This window comes from Gordonia sp. WA4-43, from assembly GCF_020520305.1.
GTDB lineage: Bacteria > Actinomycetota > Actinomycetes > Mycobacteriales > Mycobacteriaceae > Gordonia > Gordonia hongkongensis.
This window is the reverse complement of sequence record NZ_CP084736.1, coordinates 5026440-5047935: the sequence shown is the minus strand read 5'-3', so window position 1 is coordinate 5047935 and position 21496 is coordinate 5026440. Positions and strand designations below refer to the sequence as shown.

23 protein-coding genes are annotated in these 21496 nt (G+C 68.0%); 5 read left to right on the top strand and 18 right to left on the bottom strand.

Features of this window, described 5'->3' with window-relative positions; all coding sequences use genetic code 11:
• Positions 1-48 precede the first annotated feature (48 nt).
• Together LEL84_RS22875 and LEL84_RS22870 are read right to left on the bottom strand one after the other, a co-directional pair.
• The gene (locus LEL84_RS22875) at positions 49-1227 is read right to left on the bottom strand and encodes an LLM class flavin-dependent oxidoreductase (protein ID WP_226512835.1); all 1179 of its coding nucleotides are present in this window, start codon (positions 1225-1227) and stop codon (positions 49-51) included.
• 199 nt (positions 1228-1426) lie between these two features.
• Positions 1427-1867, bottom strand: a complete 441-nt coding sequence (locus tag LEL84_RS22870; RefSeq protein ID WP_226512834.1) for a rhodanese-like domain-containing protein — start codon at positions 1865-1867, stop codon at positions 1427-1429.
• Here LEL84_RS22870 and LEL84_RS22865 point away from each other — a divergent pair.
• Complete coding sequence (locus LEL84_RS22865; protein WP_226512833.1) at positions 1849-2454, top strand: Lrp/AsnC family transcriptional regulator; 606 nt, start codon at positions 1849-1851, stop codon at positions 2452-2454. The genes LEL84_RS22870 and LEL84_RS22865 overlap by 19 nt on opposite strands.
• Positions 2455-2488: 34 nt before the next feature.
• Here LEL84_RS22865 and LEL84_RS22860 read toward each other — a convergent pair whose 3' ends face one another.
• Complete coding sequence (locus LEL84_RS22860) at positions 2489-3151, bottom strand: TetR family transcriptional regulator (RefSeq protein WP_065631999.1); 663 nt, start codon at positions 3149-3151, stop codon at positions 2489-2491.
• A 161-nt stretch (positions 3152-3312) separates the two neighbouring features.
• Between LEL84_RS22860 and LEL84_RS22855 the strand changes: the two genes are divergently transcribed.
• The 4 genes from LEL84_RS22855 to LEL84_RS22840 all read left to right on the top strand — a co-directional run bounded on the left by LEL84_RS22855 (position 3313) and on the right by LEL84_RS22840 (position 6893).
• Positions 3313-4428, top strand: coding sequence for a ferredoxin reductase (locus LEL84_RS22855; RefSeq protein ID WP_226512832.1), 1116 nt, complete (start codon positions 3313-3315; stop codon positions 4426-4428).
• Between the two features lie 69 nt (positions 4429-4497).
• Positions 4498-5712 (top strand): fatty acid desaturase family protein, encoded by a 1215-nt coding sequence (locus LEL84_RS22850; RefSeq protein WP_226512831.1) that lies wholly within the window; start codon positions 4498-4500, stop codon positions 5710-5712.
• Between the two features lie 90 nt (positions 5713-5802).
• Positions 5803-6294 (top strand): hypothetical protein, encoded by a 492-nt coding sequence (locus LEL84_RS22845; RefSeq protein ID WP_065631996.1) that lies wholly within the window; start codon positions 5803-5805, stop codon positions 6292-6294.
• 101 nt (positions 6295-6395) lie between these two features.
• Positions 6396-6893, top strand: coding sequence for a DUF4395 domain-containing protein (locus LEL84_RS22840; RefSeq protein WP_065631995.1), 498 nt, complete (start codon positions 6396-6398; stop codon positions 6891-6893).
• A gap of 11 nt (positions 6894-6904) precedes the next feature.
• On the opposite strand, the gene LEL84_RS22835 is transcribed toward LEL84_RS22840, so the two are convergent.
• The 15 genes from LEL84_RS22835 to LEL84_RS22765 form a co-directional block, all read right to left on the bottom strand.
• Complete coding sequence (locus LEL84_RS22835; protein ID WP_171011688.1) at positions 6905-7081, bottom strand: hypothetical protein; 177 nt, start codon at positions 7079-7081, stop codon at positions 6905-6907.
• 30 nt (positions 7082-7111) lie between these two features.
• Positions 7112-8059 carry a Ppx/GppA phosphatase family protein gene (locus LEL84_RS22830; RefSeq protein WP_137810719.1) on the bottom strand — a complete coding sequence of 316 codons (948 nt, stop codon included), beginning with the start codon at positions 8057-8059 and terminating at the stop codon, positions 7112-7114.
• Positions 8056-8592, bottom strand: coding sequence for a DUF501 domain-containing protein (locus LEL84_RS22825; protein ID WP_137810720.1), 537 nt, complete (start codon positions 8590-8592; stop codon positions 8056-8058). Before LEL84_RS22825 ends, LEL84_RS22830 begins: the two co-directional genes overlap by 4 nt.
• The gene (locus LEL84_RS22820) at positions 8589-9263 is read right to left on the bottom strand and encodes a septum formation initiator family protein (protein ID WP_068970645.1); all 675 of its coding nucleotides are present in this window, start codon (positions 9261-9263) and stop codon (positions 8589-8591) included. The genes LEL84_RS22825 and LEL84_RS22820 overlap by 4 nt, the downstream gene beginning before the upstream one ends.
• A 12-nt stretch (positions 9264-9275) precedes the next feature.
• Complete coding sequence (gene eno, locus LEL84_RS22815; protein WP_058250807.1) at positions 9276-10559, bottom strand: phosphopyruvate hydratase; 1284 nt, start codon at positions 10557-10559, stop codon at positions 9276-9278.
• Positions 10560-10743: 184 nt separating this feature from the next.
• A complete protein-coding gene (locus LEL84_RS22810) occupies positions 10744-11532 on the bottom strand; it encodes a lytic transglycosylase domain-containing protein (RefSeq protein WP_065631991.1) in 789 nt (262 codons plus the stop codon).
• Positions 11533-11709: 177 nt separating this feature from the next.
• Positions 11710-12639, bottom strand: coding sequence for a formylglycine-generating enzyme family protein (locus LEL84_RS22805; protein ID WP_226512830.1), 930 nt, complete (start codon positions 12637-12639; stop codon positions 11710-11712).
• Positions 12636-14558 carry an adenylyl-sulfate kinase gene (gene cysC / locus LEL84_RS22800; protein ID WP_226512829.1) on the bottom strand — a complete coding sequence of 641 codons (1923 nt, stop codon included), beginning with the start codon at positions 14556-14558 and terminating at the stop codon, positions 12636-12638. Before cysC ends, LEL84_RS22805 begins: the two co-directional genes overlap by 4 nt.
• Positions 14558-15547, bottom strand: a complete 990-nt coding sequence (gene cysD, locus LEL84_RS22795) for a sulfate adenylyltransferase subunit CysD (RefSeq protein WP_264186743.1) — start codon at positions 15545-15547, stop codon at positions 14558-14560. Before cysD ends, cysC begins: the two co-directional genes overlap by 1 nt.
• Entirely contained in the window at positions 15544-16353 is an 810-nt protein-coding gene (gene stf0 / locus LEL84_RS22790; protein ID WP_058250810.1) for a trehalose 2-sulfotransferase, read from the bottom strand. The genes cysD and stf0 overlap by 4 nt, the downstream gene beginning before the upstream one ends.
• A 140-nt stretch (positions 16354-16493) precedes the next feature.
• Complete coding sequence (locus tag LEL84_RS22785) at positions 16494-17900, bottom strand: sulfatase (RefSeq protein WP_226512828.1); 1407 nt, start codon at positions 17898-17900, stop codon at positions 16494-16496.
• A 145-nt stretch (positions 17901-18045) separates the two neighbouring features.
• Complete coding sequence (locus LEL84_RS22780) at positions 18046-18696, bottom strand: GntR family transcriptional regulator (RefSeq protein WP_226512827.1); 651 nt, start codon at positions 18694-18696, stop codon at positions 18046-18048.
• A gap of 34 nt (positions 18697-18730) precedes the next feature.
• On the bottom strand, positions 18731-19762 hold the full coding sequence (locus LEL84_RS22775) for an isopenicillin N synthase family dioxygenase (protein WP_226512826.1): 1032 nt from the start codon (positions 19760-19762) through the stop codon (positions 18731-18733).
• 51 nt (positions 19763-19813) lie between these two features.
• Complete coding sequence (locus LEL84_RS22770; RefSeq protein ID WP_226512825.1) at positions 19814-20701, bottom strand: ABC transporter permease; 888 nt, start codon at positions 20699-20701, stop codon at positions 19814-19816.
• A complete protein-coding gene (locus LEL84_RS22765) occupies positions 20698-21477 on the bottom strand; it encodes an ABC transporter ATP-binding protein (protein WP_065630925.1) in 780 nt (259 codons plus the stop codon). The genes LEL84_RS22770 and LEL84_RS22765 overlap by 4 nt, the downstream gene beginning before the upstream one ends.
• Positions 21478-21496: the final 19 nt, after the last annotated feature.

Genomic DNA, 21496 nt, shown 5'->3' with positions numbered 1-21496 from the left:
CGGTTACATGGCGAGAAGGGACGTGGTGAAGGTGAAAAGTGTTGTCGATCAGGATGATGCGGCCTGCAGACGCGGCAGGAACGCGGTGCGCACGGCCACGGACGGGCCGGCCGACGCCGGGTCGAGCAGTCCGAGCCGGGCGAGAGCGGGCCGGACCCCGTCTCCGAAGTGGTACGCCTCTTCGAGATGCGGATAGCCCGACAGGATGAAGTGGTCGAGTCCGAGCGCGGCGTACTCGGCGATGAGTGCGGCCACTTCGTCGTAGGAGCCGACCAGCGCCGTACCCGCACCACCACGGACGAGCCCGACCCCGGCCCACACGCCGGGGTGGATCTCCAGCGAGTGCGGATCGTTGTGGTCGGCGAAACCGGCTCCACGACCGTGGAGTTCGGACATACGTCGCTGGCCCTCGGACTCCGAGCGCGCCAGGTTCTGCTGCGCAGTCGCGACCTGGGCCGGATCGAGCGCACCGAGCAGACGGGCCGCCTCGGCCCAGGCCTGCTCCGACGTCTCGCGGGCGATCACGTGAAAACGGATGCCGTGCGAGAGTTCCCGGCCCTGCGCGGCCGCGAGACCGTTGACCCACGCGATCTTCTCGGCCACCGCGTCCGGACGCTCGCCCCAGGTGAGGTAGGTGTCGGCGTGCTTGGCGGCGACGTCACCGGCGGCCGGCGACGATCCGCCGAAGAAGATCTCCGGCGTCGGATCGGGACGACGTCCGAGCTGCGCACCCTCGACGCGCAGGTACTTCCCCACCACGTCGACGGGCTCTTCCTCGGTCCAGAGCCGGCGGATGATCTCCAGGTACTCGTCGCAACGCTCGTACCGCGCGTTCTTCGCCAGGAAGTCGCCAAAGGCGCGCTGTTCACTCGACTCGCCGCCGGTGACGACGTTGACCAGCAGGCGGCCCTGCGAATGCCACTGGAACGTGGCGGCCATCTGGGCGGCCAGCGTCGGCGAGATGAGCCCGGGGCGGAACGCGACCAGGAATTTGAGGCTCTCGGTGGCGTCGATCAGAGCGGCGGTGGTCAGCCAGGCGTCCTCGCACCAGAGACCTGCCGGGGTCAGGACGGCTTCGAAGCCGTTGGCCTCGGCGGCGCCGACGAGCTGTTTGAGGTACCGCAGATCGGCCGGCCGGTCCCCTGTCATCTGGCTGCCGTGGCCGCCCGCGATCAGATTGCGCGAGTCGCCGTAGGTGGGCAGGAACCAGTGGAAATGCAGAGACACCGCGAGGGCACCTTTCGGTCGGGTCGGCACGTGACGAGCACGACACCGCCTCGACTCCCGCCTCGGGGCGAGTGGGCCGGCGCGGTGCCTCGGCCCAGTGTCCGGCACCATCGCGTCGGCGGACCACAGTTGAAATCGCCCTGAGGGCAAATCGACAACCGCGGGGCCCGGCCGCTAGGCGTCGGCGGGTACGACTGTTTCAGCAGTCGCAGACCACCGAGTCCAGTGGCACGGTGAGCGGGTCTTTGGACCGGATGATCCGGCTGTGATCATTCTCGACGGGGTAGCCCTCGCGCGCCCAGTATTCGTAACCGCCGATCATCTCCTTGACCCGGTAACCCAGCTTGGCGAACTCCAGCGCGGCCCGCGTCGAACCATTGCATCCGGGCCGCCAGCAGTACGTCACAACCGGTGTGCTCGTTGCTATCTCGTCGACGGCGCGTGCGGCGATCTGTGACGTCGGCATGTGCACGGCTCCGACGATGCGCCCCTGCGCCCACGCCGCCTCACCTCGTGAGTCGATCAAGACGAAGTTCACACCGCGTTCCTGATCGGCGTGCACGTCGGACGCATCGGTCTCGAAGCCGAGCTTGCGAGCGAAGTGGGATATCAAGAGGTCTGATGACGGCGAATCTGGCATGCCTCGACGCTATTCACGTCCGTTCGCCAACGGGAGGTCGACTTCCCGGCACCTTGTCGGAGTCGCCGGTACTTTCATGGCATTATTGCTCGATGGCGAAGAATCTCACTTTCGAGCCCGACAGGGTCGACACGGCAATCCTGACGTCGCTTCAAGCGAACGGACGGCAGAGCATTGCAGAACTGGCCCGGCAGATCACAATGAGTCACAGCGCCACAGCCGAGCGCGTGCGCCGCCTCGAAGAATCTGGGGTGATCAGCGGTTACAGCGCCAGCGTCGACCCCGAGCGGCTCGGGTTCGCGATCCTGGCCTTCCTACGGCTGCGGTATCCCAGCAGCAGGTACGAGCCATTGCACACCCTGCTCGCAGGGCTACCCGAAGTCATCGAGGCGCATCACGTCACCGGCGACGACTGTTTCATCATGAAGGTCGTCGCCACCGACATGAAGCACCTGGAACGGGTCAGCGGCATGGTCGGAACCCTCGGCAGCGTCACCACCAATGTGGTCTACTCCTCCCCGCTGCCACCTCGCCCGCTACTCCCGCCCGGCGGGTCGGGACTCACCGAGAGCGCGGACAACCTGTAGGTCGGCGACTACCAGGGCGTCCGATCCCCGCAGCTCAGTCGGTCGATGGACGCCATTGCCCCATGCCGAGGAAGACCATCACGAGTTGCCGCTCGGTGCGCTCGACGATCTCCTGCTCGGCGGAACGTCCGCGATACTCACCGTCGAGCAGATCGGCCACCGCGGTGAGCATGATGATGACGATCAGCTCCGCTGCCAGTTCGAGGTCGTCTGATTGCCACCGTGCCAGGTCCGGCATCCGGGCGAGATCGATCGCGAGTTCCTTGGAGAACAACCGGAGTTCGGTGTCGATCGCACGACGGATCTCGGCGATGCCGCCCCGCTGCTCGCGCACCAGGAACCGGAATTGCGACTCGTTCTCGCGGACGTGCCGCAGCAGGATGGCCAGCGAGTTCTGTGCGGTGGGCAGGGCGTCACGCGCCGCCAGGTCGCGTCGTCCCTCACGCAGCGCCCGTCGCAGGACGCGCATCGAGTCCTCGACGACGGTGACCCCGAGATCCTCCATCGATGCGAAGTGGCGATAGAAGGCGGTCGGCACGATCCCGGCGCCACGGGCGACCTCACGGAGGCTGATGCTGCCGAAACTGCGCTCGCCGACCAGTGACCGCGTGGTGTCCAGCAACGCCTGTCGCGTCTGGTTCTTGCGGTCCGCACGGGTCTGCGCATCGCGCCGGCTCGGCTCTCGCGTGCGTGTCACGCATCCGAGTCTATGCGTCGGGTCAGCCGACGCGGCGGAGAGGCACAGGCGGTGTCGTGACGGCAGTCACATCAGCGAACACTTGACGATCGACCATCGCGCTGTGTCACACTTGCCGGTGTACGCATGTACACCGAAACAGACCGAACGGAGCCCAGCCCATGAGCATCCGCACACCCCAGGACCAGACCCGCGCCGACACCGGCGCCGAGCCCGGCCGGTGGAGCCGTCTGGTCGGTTCGATCGTGGAGGCAGCGCTGCCGCCGCATCCGGTCGACCGCTACCTCGAGTTGCTCGATCCGATGATCACCTGGCGCGATCTGCGCGGCGAGATCACCCGTGTCGAGCGTCCCACGGCGCGCACCGTCCGCCTCACCATTCGTCCGACCCGTCAGTGGCGAGGCCACGAGGCCGGCCAGTTCGTGCAGCTCAAGGTCGTCATCGACGGCGTTCGGCACACCCGCTGCTTCTCGCCGGCCAACGCCGCCGCGGGCCCGGACGGCGAGATCGAGCTGACCATCACCGCGCACGACGACGGCTTCGTGTCCACCCACCTGCGTGAGCACGCCCGCGCCGGGGACGTCGTCGGGCTGTCCGCCGCCGACGGCGAGTTCGTGCTTCCCGACACCGACCCGACGTCGGCGGTCTTCGTCAGCGGCGGCAGCGGGATTACACCTGTACTCTCAATGGCGCGAACACTCGTCGCCCGACGGTACGCGGGACCGATCACGTTCGTGCACTATGCGCGCACCCCGGCCGACGTCGCCTACCGCGACGAGTTGCGTGAGCTCGCGGACAGCCATCCCCGGTTCGACCTGCGCGTCTACCACACGCGCGACGACGGACACTTCAGCGCCGACCACCTCGAGGGAATCCCGGGGTTGTCCGACGCCGACGTGTTCGTCTGCGGCCCCGCCGCCCTCATGGACGAGGTCGCACGGGTCCATGCCGAGCTCGCCATCACCCAGCCGTTGCACAGCGAGGCCTTCGCGCCGGTCATCCCGGCCGTCGACCCGGACTCCGTCGAGGGCGAGGTCACGTTCTCCTCGTCGGGGACGTCGGCAACCAACGACGGCCGTCCGATCCTGGACCAGGCCGAAGCGGCCGGGCTCACGCCCGAATCCGGGTGCCGGATGGGGATCTGCTTCTCCTGCGTCGCGACGAAGAAGTCGGGGTGCACCCGCAACGTCCTGACCGGCGAGATCGACGACGAGTCCGACACCCAGATCCAGCTGTGCATCAGCGCGCCGGTCGGCTCGGTCGACATCGACATCTGATGTCCACGAGCTGATCCCCCAGATCCACCCTTCCCAGCCACATCTCCTCTCCGAGAAGGAGGCAATGCCATGACCATCGACATCAGCCGTGACGTCGAGACCACCATCGACGACAACCTGCCCGCGCTGCACCGCGTCGGCGCCGACCAGAAGGTCGCGGACGATCCCAACACCGTCGTCATGTCCTACGAGCAGGTCGAGGCGCTCGGGCGAGACCTCGACGCCCTGCGGGCCCGGATCGTCGCCGACCTGGGCCAGAAGGACCGCGACTACCTCTACTCGGTGATCCGCGCCCAGCGCGGCTTCGAGATCGGCGGACGCGCGCTCATGTACCTCGGGTTCTTCCCGCCCGCGTGGATCGCCGCGGTAGGCGCCCTCTCGGTGTCGAAGATCCTCGACAACATGGAGATCGGCCACAACGTCATGCACGGTCAGTACGACTGGATGCGCGAGGACACCTACAACTCCCGCGAGTTCGAGTGGGACACCGTCTGTCCGGCCGATCAGTGGAAGCACAGCCACAACTACCTGCACCACACCTTCACCAACATCCTGGGTGAGGACCGCGACATCGGTTACGGCATCCTGCGAATGGACCGCGACCAGAAGTGGAACCCCTACTACCTGGGCAACCTCGGCTACGCGACCGCACTCATGCTGCTCTTCGAGTGGGGCGTCATGCTGCACGACCTCGAAGCCGAGAACGTCATCGCCGGCAAGCGCAAGTGGAGTGACATCAAGGGCCTGGTGAAAGGCATGTGGCGCAAGGCCGGTCGTCAGGTCCTCAAGGACTACGTCGTCTTCCCCGCGCTCACGGGCCCGCTGTTCGTCCCGACCCTCATCGGTAACGCGACCGCCAACCTGGTGCGCAACGTGTGGACCTACTCGATCATCTTCTGTGGCCACTTCCCCAGCGGTGCACAGACATTCACGTCCGAGGAATGCCAGAACGAGACGCGGGGCCAGTGGTACCTGCGGCAGATGCTCGGTTCGGCCAACATCACCGGCAGCCCGTTGTTCCATGTGATGAGCGGCAACCTCTCGCACCAGATCGAGCACCACCTCTTCCCCGACATCCCGGCCAGTCGCTACCCCGAGATGTCCGCGGAGGTCCGGGAGATCTGCGAACGCTACGGACTGCCGTACAACACCGGCTCGCTGAGCCACCAGCTCGCGTCGACCTGGAAGAAGATCGCGAAGCTGTCGTTGCCCAACTGGATGACGCGCGACGACAACGATCTCACCGTCATCGTCGAGCGCGAGAAGCCCGCCTCGGTCGCCTGACGCCGGTTTGATCGGTGTGCCCCGGGGGTAGGCTCTGGGCACACCGATCAGGCTCCAGCCGCAACCAACTGCAGGGGGATTCCCGAAGCGATGGTCGACAGCATCGAACGCAACAAGGATCTGTTCCAGGAATTGATCGAGTCCACGGCCACCCATGTCGGCCGGATAGCGACCATCATCACCGGAGCCGTCGCGGGCGTGACCCGCGAGATCGGTGAGATCGTGACCGACGGGTTCGAGATGCGCGAGGCCGCCCGCAAGGCCAAAGCCGACGCCCACCCGCGATACGACGCGAGCGGCATCATCGACGCCGAGTTCGCGGACGCATCGTCCGAGGTGGACACCTCGGCCCCGTACGCCGAATCCGAACAGGCCAGAGAGGTGACCGGAGTGGACATGGACGAACTGCCAGACCGCATCGACGTCGGTGAGCAGACCGGTATCGACCAAGAGGGCGAGGTCTCCCGCGAGGCGGAACTCGCCTCCGACGGCGGCGAGACCGACAAGGACGAACCGGACGTCGACGACCCGCGGGACATCGCCGCGTCCGAGCCGCGAATGGACCCGACCGCAGGGTCCTGACCGGCACCGATCGATTCACCCTGGGCGCAATCGTTGCCCGATGGGGCCGTCGCACGTACCTTGGTCGGCGATTGTCCCCGCTCTCCGGAGGTTGTTGCCCGATGTCGGTGCGCTCTGTCCTCACGTTCCCGAACCCGGTCAACGACTACGCCGCGCGCAGTACCGCCGGGTTGGTCGTCGTCCTCGCGATCATCGCGGTGTCGGTGAACACGCCCGTGCTCTACGGCATCCTCGCCCTGGGGTTCGCGCTGCGTGTGGCATCGGGACCGACCCTGTCGCCTTTCGGGCAACTCTCGGTGCGCTTCCTCGTGCCGAAGATCATCCGCAAGGAGAAGCTGGTCCCTGGGCCGCCCAAGCGGTTCGCCCAGACCATCGGCCTCGTCGTCAGCGGGACCGCCTTCGTGCTCAGCCTGCTCGGCTACGGGCTCGCCGCCCAACTCGCCACGGGCGTGCTGATCGCCGCCGCTACGCTCGAGGCCGTCTTCGGCTTCTGCCTGGGCTGCACGATCTTCGGATTCCTGCAGCGCCGCGGTGTCATCCCCGAGTCGGTCTGCGAGGCGTGCAACAACATCTCGCTGCGCGATCCGGCTGCCGTCTGATCCGACGCCGCTCAGCCGTCGGACTTCACCGAACGGTCGGGAACGGTCATGGCCATCATCATGATCTCGGTCTCGCTGTAGTCGCGGCCGGGATGTTCGGCGGCGAGGTGGGCCTGGACCGACGGCACGAAGTCGGCTTCGAGGGCCGTGATGGACTCACCGCAGGGGCAACGCAGGTTATATGCCATGCGACGCATGGTAACTGGATCGAGCACCGCTCAGTCGAGTATTCCCAACGCGATCCCGTCGAGGATGTCGTGTTCGCTCACGACGAGTTCGTCGATACCGGCACTTTCCGACAGCACTCTCGCGAGCTCGAGGGTGATCAGTGATCCGCCGCCGATGACGTCAACGCGCCCGGGGTGCATCGGTCCGAGCGCCGCGCGGTCGGCGCGTGTCATACCGATCAGGTTCCGGCAGACCCGGTCGAGTTCGGGCAGCGAGATCGTCGACAGATGGATCGCGTCCGAGTCGTACTCGGGGAGGCCGGCACCGAGCGCGGCGAGCGTCGTCATCGTGCCGGCGACGCCCACCCAGGTGCGAGCGGACTGAACCGGCACCGCGGCGAACGCCTCGGCGAGACGTTCGCGCACGAACTCGGTCGCCGCGGCCAGTTCGGCCGGCGTGGGCGGGTCGGACGGCAGAGCACGCTCGGTCAGCCGAACACACCCGATGTCGGCCGAGTACGCCGCGGTCACCCCGTCCGCATCGCCCAGGACGACTTCCGTCGAACCGCCGCCGAGGTCGGTGACCACGAACGGCCCATCCGCCGCATCCAATTCGCCGACTGCCCCGCGGAACGACAGCCGCGCCTCCTCGTCGCCGGTGATGACCTCGGCGATCGCGCCGGTGGACACGCACCCGAGCAGATCGGCGGTCATGGCGAAGAACTCGTCGCGATTCGACGCGTCACGGGTCGCGGAGGTGGCGACCATCCGCACTCTCTCGACGCCGAGCGCTTCCATCGTGTCGACATAGTCGCTGAGGGCGACGCGCGTCCGCTCGATCGATTCCGCGGCGAACATCCCGGTCGCGTCGACGCCGTAACCCAGTCGGACCACACGCATCTCACGATGGAGATCGACGAGGCGCCCGTCCGGGCCCGGCTTCGCCACGAGCAGGCGGATCGAGTTGGTGCCGCAGTCCACGGCTCCGACGACGGTCACTCGTCGGTCCCCGCGTCCGACGGCTCGGGCCAGTCCTCCGGAATCGCGGTGCCGCGCAACCCGTTCGCGGCCGCGAGCGCCACCGCCTCGTCACCGAGCGGATTGAGTCCCGGACCCTTGGCGAGGGAGTGCGCGATCAGGACGTGCAGGCACTTCACCCGGTCCGGCATACCGCCACCGGTGAAATCGGTGCCGAGGGGTTCGATCGCGTCGCGTTCGGCGAGATAGTCCTCGTGCGCACGGCGGTACGCCGCGGCGAGTTCGGCGTCGTCGTGCAGGCGCGCGGTCATGCCCTTCATGACACCGGCCGACTCCTGGCGGCTCGCCTCGGCGGTCAGACGCGGATCGGTCAGGTAGTACAACGTCGGGAACGGTGTGCCGTCGGGCAGCCGGGGCGCGGTCTTGACGACCGCGGGCTTCCCGTCAGGTGTGCGGTAGCTGATCTCGAGGACCCCGCGCGGTTCGCGTCCGAGCTGGGCGGCCACCGTGGCGAGATCCTCCGCGGAGACACCGTGGCCGGAGGAGGAACTCACTGCACGCCGGGAGGGGTCGACAGGGTGTCCCAGAGATTTCCGTACCACGGTGCGCGAGCGCGCTCTTCGGCACGTTCGGCGGCCTCGCGCCGTGCCTCGTCGGCGGGGAACAACATCACGAGCGGGATCTCTCCTGGTTTGACGAACTGCAGACGCGTCCGCGCCTGGGCCTCGATGTAGGCGGGATCGTTCTGCTCGTTGACCTTCTGCTGATAGTCCGCGACCTCGCGTTGCAGCTGCTCGTTCGACGCGGTCAGCTGACGGAATTCCGAACGCTGACTGAAGTACGTCCGCAGCGGCATCGCGAGGGTCAGTGCCACCACGCACACCACCACGACGGTGATGACGAGCGTCGCAAGGCCGGCCGGGGTCATCTCGACACCACGCAGGCGGGCGCCGATGCCGGCGCGGGCCGGACGACGGCGGGTTCGCGGCACACGCTCCGGCGCCACCCGACGGACCCCGGAATCCGAGGTCTCGTCGGCGACCGGTGCGTCGAGATCGGCGGGAACTTCGTGTCCGGCCGCCTCGACCGCTTCCTCGGGCGCCGCCGACGACGCAGGACGAGCGTGCCGCCGCGTGCGACGGGCGCGTTCGCGTGAGCGCGCGTCTACCCGACGATCGCGCCCACGCTGACGCCCGTCACCGCGGTGACGTCGCTGCGAAGCCATGCAGACAGCTAATCACGAACCAAACGAGAAACGCGGGAAGGCGAGGTCGCCCGCGTACCGTGCCGCGTCGCCGAGTCCTTCCTCGATCCGCAGCAGCTGGTTGTACTTGGCGACGCGCTCGGAGCGGGCCGGGGCGCCGGTCTTGATCTGTCCACAGCTGCAGGCGACGGCGAGGTCGGCGATGGTGGTGTCCTCGGTCTCACCGGACCGGTGACTCATCATCGTCTTGTAGCCGTTGTTGTGCGCGAGTGCGACGGCGTCGAGGGTCTCGGTCAGGGTGCCAATCTGGTTCACCTTCACGAGCAGTGCGTTGGCGATGCCCTTGGAGATCCCCTCCTCGAGACGCTCGGGGTTGGTGACGAACAGGTCGTCACCGACGAGCTGCACCCGATCGCCGATCGACTCGGTCAGCTTGGCCCAGCCGTCCCAGTCGTCCTCGGACAGACCGTCCTCGATCGAGACGATCGGGAAGTCGCTGATGAGCTTCTCGTAGAACGACACCATCTCGTCGGCGCCGAGTTCCTTGCCCTCGAGCTTGTAGGCACCGTTCGAGAAGAACTCGGTCGCTGCGGCGTCGAGCGCGATGACGACGTCGCGGCCGAAGTTGTAGCCGGCCTTGCCGACCGCCTCACCGATGACCGCGATGGCCGCCTCGGTGTTGGGCAGGTCGGGGGCGAAGCCACCCTCGTCGCCGAGTGCGGTGCTCATGCCCTGCTTGCTCAGGACGCCCTTGAGGGCGTGGTAGACCTCGGCACCGCACCGCAGCGCCTCCTTGAAGGTCGGCGCGCCGACCGGGGCGATCATGAATTCCTGGAAGTCGATGCCGTTGTCGGCGTGCTCGCCACCGTTGATGATGTTCATCATCGGCACCGGCAGGATGTGGGCGTTGGGTCCGCCGATGTAACGGAACAGCGGCAGCCCGGCCGATTCGGCCGCGCCCTTGGCGACCGCGAGCGAGACACCGAGCAGCGCGTTGGCGCCGATACGGCTCTTGTCGGGGGTGCCGTCGCAGTCGAGCAGTGCCTGGTCGACGAGGCGCTGTTCCTCGGCCTCGATCCCGATCACGGCCGGGGCCAGTTCCCCGAGGACACCCTCGACGGCCTTGGTGACGCCCTTGCCCAGGTACCGGTCGCCACCGTCGCGCAGTTCGACGGCCTCGTGTTCGCCGGTCGACGCCCCGGACGGCACGGCGGCCCGGGTGAAGGTGCCGTCATCCAGGACGACCTCGACCTCGACCGTCGGGTTGCCCCGCGAATCGAGAATCTCACGCGCACCTACCTGCTCGATGATTGCCACGGTTGCACCCCAATCTCGGTGGACGAGTTCGTCGGCGTGATCCCAGGAGATGTGTCCTCCGACGGGGCCGCCTACGCCGACGACGGCCGGTTCTGGTGCCGGCCGATAGGCAAGAGCCTAGTGGCTGCGCCGAAGCCGCACGTGACAAGGTCGACGCAAGCGCTGAAGCCCTTCCCGGCAGGGTTCAGAAGCGGACGTTGATCGAGTAGGCGTTGGCGTGATCGCGCACGTCGAGGACGTAGGCCATCGAGTTGTTGTAGGTCCGGACTGCCTTCTCCCACCCTTCCGGCGTCGTCATGTCGTTGCCGGCGGAGACACACAGATAGCGGGCCGCCGAGAGGGCGGCGTCGTCGATGTTGTCGGGGTCGGGGACGCCGTCACCGTTGGCGTCGACGCCGTAGCGCTTCCACGTCTCCGGGATGAACTGGAACGGCCCCATCGCTCGATCGTGGGTGGCGTCGCCGTCGAGTGCGCCGCCGTCGGTGTCGAGGATCTCCATGTTGCCGCGGGTGCCGTCGAGTTTGACGCCCCGGATGGGCGGGTTGACGTCGCCGTTGTCGGCCACGTCGGAGCCGCGGTAGTGGCCGTGTTTGCTCTCGACGCCGGCGATCCCCGCCAGCGTGGTCCAGTTCAGTCCGCACTCGGGGTGTTGCTGGCGCTGGATCTCGGCGGCGTTGCCGTAGGCCTGGAGCGAGACGACCGGGATACCGGTGGACTCCGCGATGGGCACGGCCCAGTCGTGCATCCTGTCCGCGGTACGCCCGGGTGCGTTGATGTCGATGTAGGGCTGGGGCACGCCTGCCCCCGGCGGGATGCCCTCCGGGATGTCCGGCCTGGTCAGCGACGGCAGGTCGATGCAGCCGGCCAGCAGCACCGACGACGCGACCGCCACGGCCGAGGCCATGAGGCCGTTCCTCCACGGGTTCGGCCGCCTCGACTCCCGACGCACCGCATCCCGGCCCTCCACACGCATTCCTGCCCTACTCCCCTCTCCGGTCCGACGACTTTCGGGCGGACACCGCCCGAGGGGAACCACGATCGCACAGCCGATCGGGTCTCCCGGAAATCGACACACAGTCTGCTGATCCAACTGACCACGGCGGAGTTCGGTTCCCAGCGACGTGTGGACGGGTTGTCGGCCGGATGGATGTCAGCCGGCCGCGGGACGGACGGTCCGGAACCCGATGTTGCTCGCCGTCGACTCCGGCGTGTTGTGCGATCGCGCGGCGACCCGGTAGCGATGACAGTACGAGTCGTGGCAGAGATGGCTGCCGCCCCTCAAGACGCGAGCGCAGCCCCGCCCCGGCCCACCCGGATCGATGCGGTCGGACACGCGGTAGTACCGGGCGCTGAACGTGTCGGCGCACCATTCCCAGACGTTGCCGGCGCACTGGTACAGGCCGAAGCCGTTGGGCTCGAAGTCTCGCACGGGCACGGTACCGACCCGGGCGGTCGGCGCATCCGGGAACTCGCCGCGAAAGATGTTGCAGCGGGGCGCTTCTGCGGTGGGTGGTTCATTCCCCCAGGGGTATCGGGCCCCGCGCAACCCACCCCGCGCCGCGTTCTCCCACTGCGCTTCGGTGGGCAGGACACGTCCGGCCCAGGCACAATAGGCCTGCGCGTCGCGGTGGCTGACGTGGACGACGGGGTGGTCGGCCAGATCGTCGACCCGGCTGCCGGGACCCGCCGGGTGGCGCCACGACGCACCTTCGACCGCGAGCCACCACGGTGTTCCCGGCACGGGTTCGCCCGGCGCGGTGGCGTAGGTGTGGAACACCGCGGAACCGCCGAATCGCTCGGCATCGGTCTGGTGTCCGGTCGCCGCGACGAACGTGGCGAACGCGGCGTTGGTCACCGTCGTCGCGTCGATCGAGTACGCACCGAGCTCGACCTCGTGCACCGGTCGCTCACCGTCGGTGCGGTACCCCTCGTCGAACGCATCGCCCATGGCGAAGCCCCCGGCCGGGATGTTTACCGTCTCGATCGGGTGCACTCCGGGACGGCCACCGGCGTGCTCGGCCGGCGGGAACGGCGCACCCGGGCCGCCGTGCGCGGGTCCCGGGGGATGACAGCAACTCACCCCGCCATGATGCCGCGATCCATCAGCGCACCGAGGATGAGCGACGCCAGCCGGTCGATGTCCGCGCCGGTGGTGTCGAATCGCAGATCGGGGCTCTCCGGACTCTCGTAGGGCGCATCGATGCCGGTCAGCCCGCGGAGTTCGCCGCGACGCGCGCGTTCGTAGAGGCCCTTGGGGTCACGGCGTTCGCATTCGGTGACCGGCGTGGAGACGTGGACCTCGATGAAGTCGAGGTCGGCGGCGCGGTGCAGTTCACGCGCGATCTCCCGGTCGGAACGCAGCGGCGAGACCATCGACGCGATCGCGATGACCCCGGCGTCGGCGAAGAGTCGGGCCACGTGGCCGACACGGCGGATGTTCTCCGCGCGGTCACCGGCGGAGAAGCCGAGGTCGTCGGAGATCCCGTGCCGGATGTTGTCGCCGTCGAGGAGGTAGGCGACGCGCCCGCGGCTGACGACGGCCCGCTCGAGCGCGACGGCGACGGTGGACTTGCCCGACGCAGGTAGACCGGTGAGCCACACCGTCGCTCCGCGCTGCTGGGTGTGCGCCCATCGTTCCGCACGCGCCAGCGAACTCGGATGCCACTTGATGTCGTTGCGTGTCGCCTTACCCGGGATGACCTCGCGCGGCTCGAGGATCGTCCCCGCGCCGACCGTGTCGTTCGAGGCCTCGTCGATGAGGATGAACGCGCCGGTGTCGCGGTTGCTCGCATAGGGGTCGGCCGGCACCACCGACGACGTCCGCAGCGTGACGGTGCCGATGTCGTTGAGCACGAGCTCACCGGGGGCGACATGCTCGATGAGGGTGTCCGGGTCGAGGCGCCGCTCGAGGGACTGGACGGTGGCTCGGACCGTCGACGGGCCGTGCTTGAGGGCGACGCGGTCACCGGCCCGCAGCGGCGAGTTCGACAACCAGCACACGTGCGCATCGATCTCGCGGGCCAGGACCGGTACATGCGCTCCGTCCGCACCGCTCACGATGACGTCGCCGCGACCGATGTCGATGTCGTCGGCGACCTGGATTCCCACCGAGAGAGGCGCCACCGCAACGTCTCTCGTGGGATCGAGGGTATCGAGCGCCGTGACGGTCGACCGGCTTCCCGACGGCAGCACGACGATCTCGTCACCGACGCGCAGTGTTCCGGAGGCGAGCCGGCCGGTGTAGGTACGCCGGTTCGACTCGCTGGGACGCGACACCCACTGGATCGGAAGGCGCAGTTCCTCGGTCACCGGCGCGGGCGCCTGGAGCTCGACGTCCTCGAGGTACTCCAACAGCGTTGTCCCGGAGTACCACGGGGTGTTCGACGAGCGGTGCACGACGTTGTCCCCGTGCTTGGCGGCCACCGGGATCGCCGGGATCTCCCCGATCCCGAGTTGCACCGCGAGTTCGGCGAGGTCGGCCCGGATCTCGTCGAAACGGCGCTCGGAGTAATCGACGAGGTCGATCTTGTTGATCGCCGCGATCACGTGCGGCACGCCCACGAGAGTTGCGATCCGGGCGTGGCGTCGGGTCTGCCGCAGCAGGCCGTGCCGGGCGTCGACGAGCAGGATCGCCACGTGCGCGTTCGACGCCCCCGTGAACATGTTGCGGGTGTACCGCTCGTGTCCGGGGGTGTCGGCGAGGACGTAACTCCGTGTGGGCGTGGAGAAGAAGCGATAGGCGACATCGATCGTGATGCCCTGTTCGCGTTCGGCGCGCAAGCCGTCGGAGAGGGCGGCCAGGTCGACATCACCGTCGCCGTCGGTGACCGCGGCGAGATGATCGGTCGGCAGACTGCCGGTGTCGTGCAGAATCCGGCCGATGAGCGTGGACTTGCCGTCGTCGACACTGCCCGCGGTCGCGATCCGCAGGAATTGCCTTGTGGACGTGCTTGTTTCGTCACCGGCGGGGACGACCGGCTGTGGCGAGGTGAGAGTCATCAGAAGTATCCTTCGCGCTTGCGGTCTTCCATGGCGGCGCTGGACGTGCGGTCGTCGGCGCGGGTCTCCCCGCGTTCGGAGACGGTGGATTCGCTGATCTCGGCGATGATCTCGGCGATCGTGGTGGCCCGCGAGCGAACCGCCCCGGTGATGGTCAGGTCACCGACGGTGCGGTAACGCACCCACTCGGTCCGTACCTCCTCACCGTCGCGGGGCCGTGAGTACTCCGAGACCGAGAGCAGGATGCCGTCCCGGTCGAAGACCTCCCGCTCGGCGGCGAAATAGATGGAGGGCAGCTCGAGGCCCTCGAGCTCGATGTAGCGCCAGATGTCGGTCTCGGTCCAGTTCGAGAGCGGGAACACACGCACCGACTCCCCACGACGGATCCGCCCGTTGTACAGCGACCACGGTTCGGGTCGCTGGGCACGGGGATCCCATTGCCCGAACTCGTCGCGGAAGCTGAAGATGCGCTCCTTGGCGCGGGCACGCTCCTCGTCGCGGCGGGCGCCGCCGAACGCGGCGTCGAATCCGCCCTCCTCCAGCGCATCGAGCAGGGTGCGGGTCTGCAGGCGGTTCCGCGAACCCGACGGGTCGGTGGACTCGGCGACTCGTCCGGAGTCGATGGACTCCTGGACCGAGGCCACGATGAGTTCGATGCCCTCGGGATTCTCGGCGGTCGGCGCGACCCGTCGGTCACGGAATTCGATCACCTCGTCGAAATTGTGGCCGGTGTCGACGTGCATGATCGGGAAGGGCAGGGGCGCGGGCCGAAATGCCTTCTCGGCCAACCGGAGCAGGACGATGGAGTCCTTGCCGCCGGAGAACAGCAGCACCGGCCGCTCCAGTTCCGCCACCACCTCGCGGATGATGTGCACCGCCTCGGCCTCCAGCACCCGGATGGCGGTCACATGGTCGAAGTCGTCGGCGTCCCCGGGCCGGGCCCGGTCGCCGGTCGCCCGGTCGAGCGAGGTCTCGTCTACAGCGGTCACAGTGGGTATCCGTTTCGTTCGGCGTCTTCTCGATAGCGTCGGGCCCACTCCTTGGACCGCGAATTGGACTGTGGCTTCAGCGGTGGCGGCGGCGCCAGCTCCGGGTCCTGCCCGATCTTCTCCAGCACCAGTGCGGTCGCCTTCGTGGGATCGGTGACCAGGTCCCGGAACCCGATCTCGAGCGGTTCGATCCCCTCGGCGGCGAACCAATTGCGCCACTGTCGTTCCTGGTCGCTCAAGATGCCGGCGAGATGGGCGATACCGCCGGCGTGATACACCGCCTCGTCGTGCTCGTCGGTGTCCGAGCCGTCGTGCCGCCACACGCGGGTCTGCACCGCGCGCCACATCGACACCGCTTGCGGCACAACATCTTCTCGATGGACGTGCACGTAGAGCGGATCGGCTCCGTCGAACAGCCAGCGGACGGCGCCGCGCAACGAACCCGACGCGACCCGGCTGCGCGAGATCAGCAGCGGCGTCTGGTTCCACATGAGCTTGCCGCCCCACACCCCGTTCGGCGTGCGACCCGCCGCCCGCACATCCGAGCGCCAGGTGGCCGAATCGCGGGTGTCCACCACCCCGGGATCGAGTGGCTCCAGGAGCTCGAGGATGGTGGGATCGCTGACACCGGCGAACCATTCACGCGGCTGCGGAGCCGCCGAGGAATCCGAGAAGTACTGGAAGAACTCCTCCGGACGACCCGCGACGCCGGTCGCGGCGAGCGACTCCACCAGCAGCGTGCTGCCGCTGCGCTGGCTGGCACACACCAGATAATTTGCCGGTCCCGACGAGGACTTCGCTGACATGAAAGACGAGTCTAGCGAGCGGGAAAAGCACCGCAAGCTGGCCTTTTACGCGCAGCCGGGTCGAAACCATTGACACCGAGACCGCGCTGTGGGTGGCGTGAGATCGCGTGTCCGAGATGACGCTTTCGCGCCGACGCCCCTCAGCGCTCGCCCGACGTGAGGTCCCCGGCCAACTCGCGACGGGCACCCAGCGGACGCCGGGACGGCAATGCCTCCTCCTCGGCCTCGACCTGCGCCGCCTTGGCGTGGAATGCGTCCATGAAGGCCTCCGCCGTCGCCGTGCCGGCCGCTTCATCGGGCAAGTCGTCATGGGTGCGCTCGCGCCAGTCGGCCAACGCCCGCGCGAGCTCGTCCCGGACGTGCGCATACGACGGGTCGTCGGCGAGGTTGTTGCGCTCATGCGGATCGGAACGCAGGTCGTAGAGCTCGACCCGCGACCGATCCTGTTGCACCTCTTGCCGATCCAGCGACCGCGCCGACAAACTGTCGGCGATGTCGAGCGGGAGCAACAACGCCGGCCGCGCCGCGTAGTTCTCGATGTAGCTGAAGTCCTTGGTGCGCACGGCCCGGATCGGATCGAAGGCATCGTGGTAGGTCTTCTCGGTGAACACCTCGGTGCGAACGGCCGTGGATTCGGTTCCCACCAGCGCGGGGGCGTGCGAGTCACCGTCGACCGTGTCCGGGATGTCGACGCCCACCAGGTCGAGCAGCGTCGGCGTGAGATCGACCCCCGAGAACAGATCGTCGTAGACCGTCGGCGTGATCCCCAGCCGCGACGGCGGGCGCATGATCAATGCGATCCCGGTGCCCTCGGCGTACAGCGTCGATTTCGCCCGTGGGAACGCCAGACCGTGATCGGTGACGAACACGATCCAGGTGGAGTCGTCGAGACCGAGTTCGGCGACGGTGTCGAGGAGCCGGCCCACGGCCGAGTCGGCCTTCGTGATCGAGCCGTGCAGACCCGCCAGATCGTCGCGCACGTCGTCGGTGTCCGGCAGGAACCCGGGCACCGCGATCGTGCTGGTGTCCGCCGGCTTGTACTCGTCGGCCGGGTAGGGCCGATGCGTTTCGAAGAAGCCCGCCGTCAGGAAGAACGGCCGATCGTCGTGCGCATGTCGTCGCAACCAGTCCTGGGACCGGTCCACCACGTAGTCGCAGCGCGAGTCGGACACATCCACCGAGTCGAAACCGAGCCGGCCGGGGTCCGCACTCTCGTGCTGCATCCCGAAGAGTGCCGAGCGGTAGCCCGCACCCGCGAGGAGAGCCGGCAGGGTCTGCACGTCCGGGAAGTACTCGAACCCGTGGTGGGCCAGGCCGACGAGCCCGTTGCCGTGCGGGTAGCGCCCGGTGAACAGGGAACCGCGGGCCGGTGAGCACAGCGGCGCCGTCGCGTGTGCGTCGGCGAACCGGATGCCGACGGCCGCGAGGTCGTCGAGGACGGGACTCTCGACGCCATCGGCGCCGTAACACCGCAGATGGCGACCGAGATCGTGCCAGTGCACCAGGATCACGTTGTCACTGTGCGCGGTGCCGGGGGTGGAGACCATGCACCCATGATGGCGCAGACGATTCCCCTGCCGGGGCCCACCCGGGGCGGCGGATGCGCTCTCTCCCGCCGCCGCACCGCCTGACGAGATCAAATCAGCGTGGGCGAAAGTCCGGTGGCCGGGGTCACGGCGATCGCGCACCGGATCAGGTACGGAGCAGCCGGACGAGCACGCCGGCGGCGTGGGCGCGCGCGGCCCGGTCGGCTTCGTCGGCGTCACCGACCTCCAGTGCCGCGACTATCCGGCGGTGCTCGGTCACGGCGTGCCGACGGTTGTCCTCGTGCGACCACATGTCGGATCGGTAGAGATGTGACTGGGTGTCGAGCTTCAGCAGTGCGTCGCACAGCGGGGCGTTGCCCGACAGCGACCGGACCGCGGTGTGGAAGTCGAGATCGAGTTCGGCGTCGCGTCGGTGATCGGGCTCGGTCTCCAGCAGACGCTCCTGCTCACGAACCCGATCCCAGAGCCCGGTCAGCTCGGCACGGGTCACCCGGATGGTGGCCTGGTGCGCGGCGAGTCCGTCGAGGACCTCACGAACCTCGAAGACGTGCCGCAGCATCTCGTCGTCGAGGACGGCCACCTTCGCACCGACACGAGGCGTGTAGACCGCCAGCCCGTCCATGACGAGTTGTTGGACCGCCTCGCGCACCGGGCTGCGGGACACGTCCAGTCGGGCGGCCAGACCCGGAACCGAGAGCGACGCACCGGGTTCGAGCGTGCCGTCGAAGATCTCGTCTCGTATCCGGCGCAGGACCGACTGCATGAGCAGCGCGCCGTCGTCTCCGTTTCCCGTCATGATCGTCCCAGCGTAGAAGGCCGATGCCCCGGCCTCATCCCGCGGCCATCACGCGCTGCGCCTCGCGCTCGGCGCCGACGGGTGCGATTCCGCTCTTCATCCCGGCGAGCTTCGCATCGATGTTCTCGGCGACGGTGATCGGCGGATATCCCGGGTGGTCGGTACGCGCACACCCGGGCAGCGTCTCGATGACGGCATCGGCGTTGCCGTCGAAGAAGAACGCTGCCGACCGACGACGCAGGATCCGGCCGTCGACGACGGGCGGGTCGACGCGGTGGACAGTCGATCGCCACCGGTCGTTCGTCCACCGCGCCATGGCGTCGCCGAGGTTGACCAGCAGCGCGCCGTCGGCGGGTGCCACGTCGTGCCACCGCCCCTCGTGATCGAGCACCTGGAGCCCGGGCACCTGGTCGGCCCAGAGCACGGTGAGGATGCCGAAGTCGGTGTGCGCACCCATCCCGGTCAGCTCCCCGGCGAGTTCGATCTCGCCTTCGGGGAGGGTGTAGTTGTTGAGCTTCAGCGCGTCGATGGAGTGATCGGTCATCCCGTCGAAGTACCCGGGCGGCAGACCGAGCGCATCGGTGAAGGCGGTGAGCAGAACTCGTGAGAGGCCCCGCGCCGCGTCGAACCAGGATTCGACGGCCGGGCGGAATCCCGGCGCCGCGTCCGGCCACGTGTTCGTCGGGTAGCTGGACGCCGGCAGGTCGAGGCCCGGGAACCAGGAACCCTCCGAGCCGACGGTGAACGCCTCGTAGAAGTCGTTCATCTGATTCGCCGCGGCCACACCCAGACTCGTGCTCAGCGACTCACTTTTCGGCGGGCTGTAGCCACGATTCTGCCCCGGGCGGGCGTATTGCTTCTTCACCTCGAGGGGCAGCGCGTAGAACTCGTCGAGCGCCGCGGTCAGGGCATCGATGACGGCCGGTGCGATGCCGTGACCGACGATCTGGACGAAACCGACTCCGCTGCAGGCGTCGTCGAGGGCGCGCGCCACGCCGTCGCGGGCCGCGGCCGAGCTCTCCGGGTCGAGGTAGGGCGAGATGTCGATGGTGGGAACGGTGAACATGAATCCTCCGAATGGGTTCGGGTCGAGGTGGTTGCGAGCGCGGAGATGGCCTCAGCGACGACGGTTCACGGCTGCGTTGAGAATGCTGAAGGCGCCGAAGACGAGGATGCCGAACACCGAGGCCAGGACGATCGCCGCGATGAGGTCGTCGGACTGCAGGCGAGCCCGATAGATGTCGAGCAGGGTCCCGATACCGGGTTCGCCCTTGGCGAAGAACATGTCACCGATGATGGCGCCCACCACGACCAGCCCCGAGGCCGTCCGAAAGCCGGTCATCATCGACGGGAGCGCCGACGGGAACTCGAGCATCAGCAGGCGTTGCACCGGTGAGGCCTTCGACAGGGTGAACAGCTCCTGTGAGGACTTGTCGACCGAGACGAGCCCGAAATGCGTGTTGGCGATGATGGGGAAGATCGCGATGATCACGCACACGATCGTGCGGGCGACCATCCCGTAGCCGAACCAGAGCCCGATCAGCGGAACGATCGCGAGCACCGGGATCACCTGCAGCACAACGGCCCAGGGGTAGATCGCGCGTTCGAGGAAGGACCCCCGGCTCATCAGGACGCCGATGACGACCCCGATCAGCGCGGCGAAGGCGAAGCCCACGAGACAGACCTTCGCGGTGACCCACAGGGCGTCGAGCATGGGGCCGACGCTGTCCGGGTCCAGCAGCGACTCGGTCAGCACGCTGTGTGGCGACGGGAGCAGGAAACGCCGTTCCGGAGTGAGGATGAGATAGCTGACCGCGTACCAGGCGGCGATTCCCACGGCGAGGGAGAGGACCGGGGGTGCTCCGTACCTCAGCACGGCTGCCGTGACACGGCGGGCGCCACTCTTCCGCGACGACCGTTCGCCGCGTGTGGGTTCGGGCTGCGGCGCGGAGACCGGTCCGTGGTGCTCGCCGGCGGCGGGACGAGATCGGGCGGCGGTGGTCATCGTGCACCTCGGAGGGTCTCGGAGATCTCGGCGACGTGGTCGGTGAAACGGCTGTCGTAGCGCAGATCCGGGTGGCGTGGGTGAGCGAAGTCGATGCCGATGTCGGCGACGATCCGCCCGGGGCGTGCGGACATCACGATCACCCGGTTGGCGAGGAAGACCGCTTCGGACACCGAATGCGTGATGAACATCGCGGTGAACCGGCGTTCGGCGTAGAGCCGTTGCAGCTCGGATTGCATGTCGAGCCGGGTCATCTCGTCGAGAGCGCCGAAAGGCTCGTCGAGGAGCAACAATTCGGGCTCGGAGGTCAACGCGCGGGCCAGCGAGGCACGCATCTTCATGCCACCGGACAGCATGCGCGGCAATTGCGACTCGAACCCGGTGAGACCGACCGCGTCGATGGCGGCCTGCGCCCGGCGTCGTCGTTCACCCCGCGGCAGCCGGGCGATCTCGGCGCAGAGTTCGACATTGCCCCGCACACTGCGCCAGGCGAGGAGGGTCGGTTCCTGGAAGATGAACCCGACCGACTCCGTGGACAGTGCCACGCTTCCCTCTGTGGGCTTCTCGAGACCGGCGGCCATCCGGAGCAGGGTCGACTTACCACAACCCGACGGTCCGACGACGGCCACGAAGTCGCCGGCGCGCACGTCGAGGTCCACCCGGTCCAGCGCCTGGGTCCCGGACTCGAATCGCTTCGTCACCCCGGAGACGGACGCGACCACATCTTTGGTGAGATGACGCGCATCCACATCCCTCACCGTGTCGTAGAGTTTCATCCGGCCTTCCCGCCCTGTG

Bases quoted from the DNA above. Each gene is read 5' to 3' on its own strand.
- LEL84_RS22865 (WP_226512833.1), top strand. From the start codon at position 1,849: ATGACGGCGAATCTGGCATGCCTCGACGCTATTCACGTCCGTTCGCCA.
- LEL84_RS22870 (WP_226512834.1), bottom strand. From the start codon at position 1,867: ATGCCAGATTCGCCGTCATCAGACCTCTTGATATCCCACTTCGCTCGC.
- LEL84_RS22855 (WP_226512832.1), top strand. From the start codon at position 3,313: ATGAGCATCCGCACACCCCAGGACCAGACCCGCGCCGACACCGGCGCC.
- LEL84_RS22850 (WP_226512831.1), top strand. From the start codon at position 4,498: ATGACCATCGACATCAGCCGTGACGTCGAGACCACCATCGACGACAAC.
- LEL84_RS22845 (WP_065631996.1), top strand. From the start codon at position 5,803: ATGGTCGACAGCATCGAACGCAACAAGGATCTGTTCCAGGAATTGATC.
- LEL84_RS22840 (WP_065631995.1), top strand. From the start codon at position 6,396: ATGTCGGTGCGCTCTGTCCTCACGTTCCCGAACCCGGTCAACGACTAC.
- LEL84_RS22835 (WP_171011688.1), bottom strand. From the start codon at position 7,081: ATGGCATATAACCTGCGTTGCCCCTGCGGTGAGTCCATCACGGCCCTC.
- LEL84_RS22820 (WP_068970645.1), bottom strand. From the start codon at position 9,263: ATGGCTTCGCAGCGACGTCACCGCGGTGACGGGCGTCAGCGTGGGCGC.
- LEL84_RS22810 (WP_065631991.1), bottom strand. From the start codon at position 11,532: ATGCGTGTGGAGGGCCGGGATGCGGTGCGTCGGGAGTCGAGGCGGCCG.
- cysC (WP_226512829.1), bottom strand. From the start codon at position 14,558: ATGACTCTCACCTCGCCACAGCCGGTCGTCCCCGCCGGTGACGAAACA.
- stf0 (WP_058250810.1), bottom strand. From the start codon at position 16,353: ATGTCAGCGAAGTCCTCGTCGGGACCGGCAAATTATCTGGTGTGTGCC.
- LEL84_RS22785 (WP_226512828.1), bottom strand. From the start codon at position 17,900: ATGGTCTCCACCCCCGGCACCGCGCACAGTGACAACGTGATCCTGGTG.
- LEL84_RS22780 (WP_226512827.1), bottom strand. From the start codon at position 18,696: ATGACGGGAAACGGAGACGACGGCGCGCTGCTCATGCAGTCGGTCCTG.
- LEL84_RS22775 (WP_226512826.1), bottom strand. From the start codon at position 19,762: ATGTTCACCGTTCCCACCATCGACATCTCGCCCTACCTCGACCCGGAG.
- LEL84_RS22770 (WP_226512825.1), bottom strand. From the start codon at position 20,701: ATGACCACCGCCGCCCGATCTCGTCCCGCCGCCGGCGAGCACCACGGA.
- LEL84_RS22765 (WP_065630925.1), bottom strand. From the start codon at position 21,477: ATGAAACTCTACGACACGGTGAGGGATGTGGATGCGCGTCATCTCACC.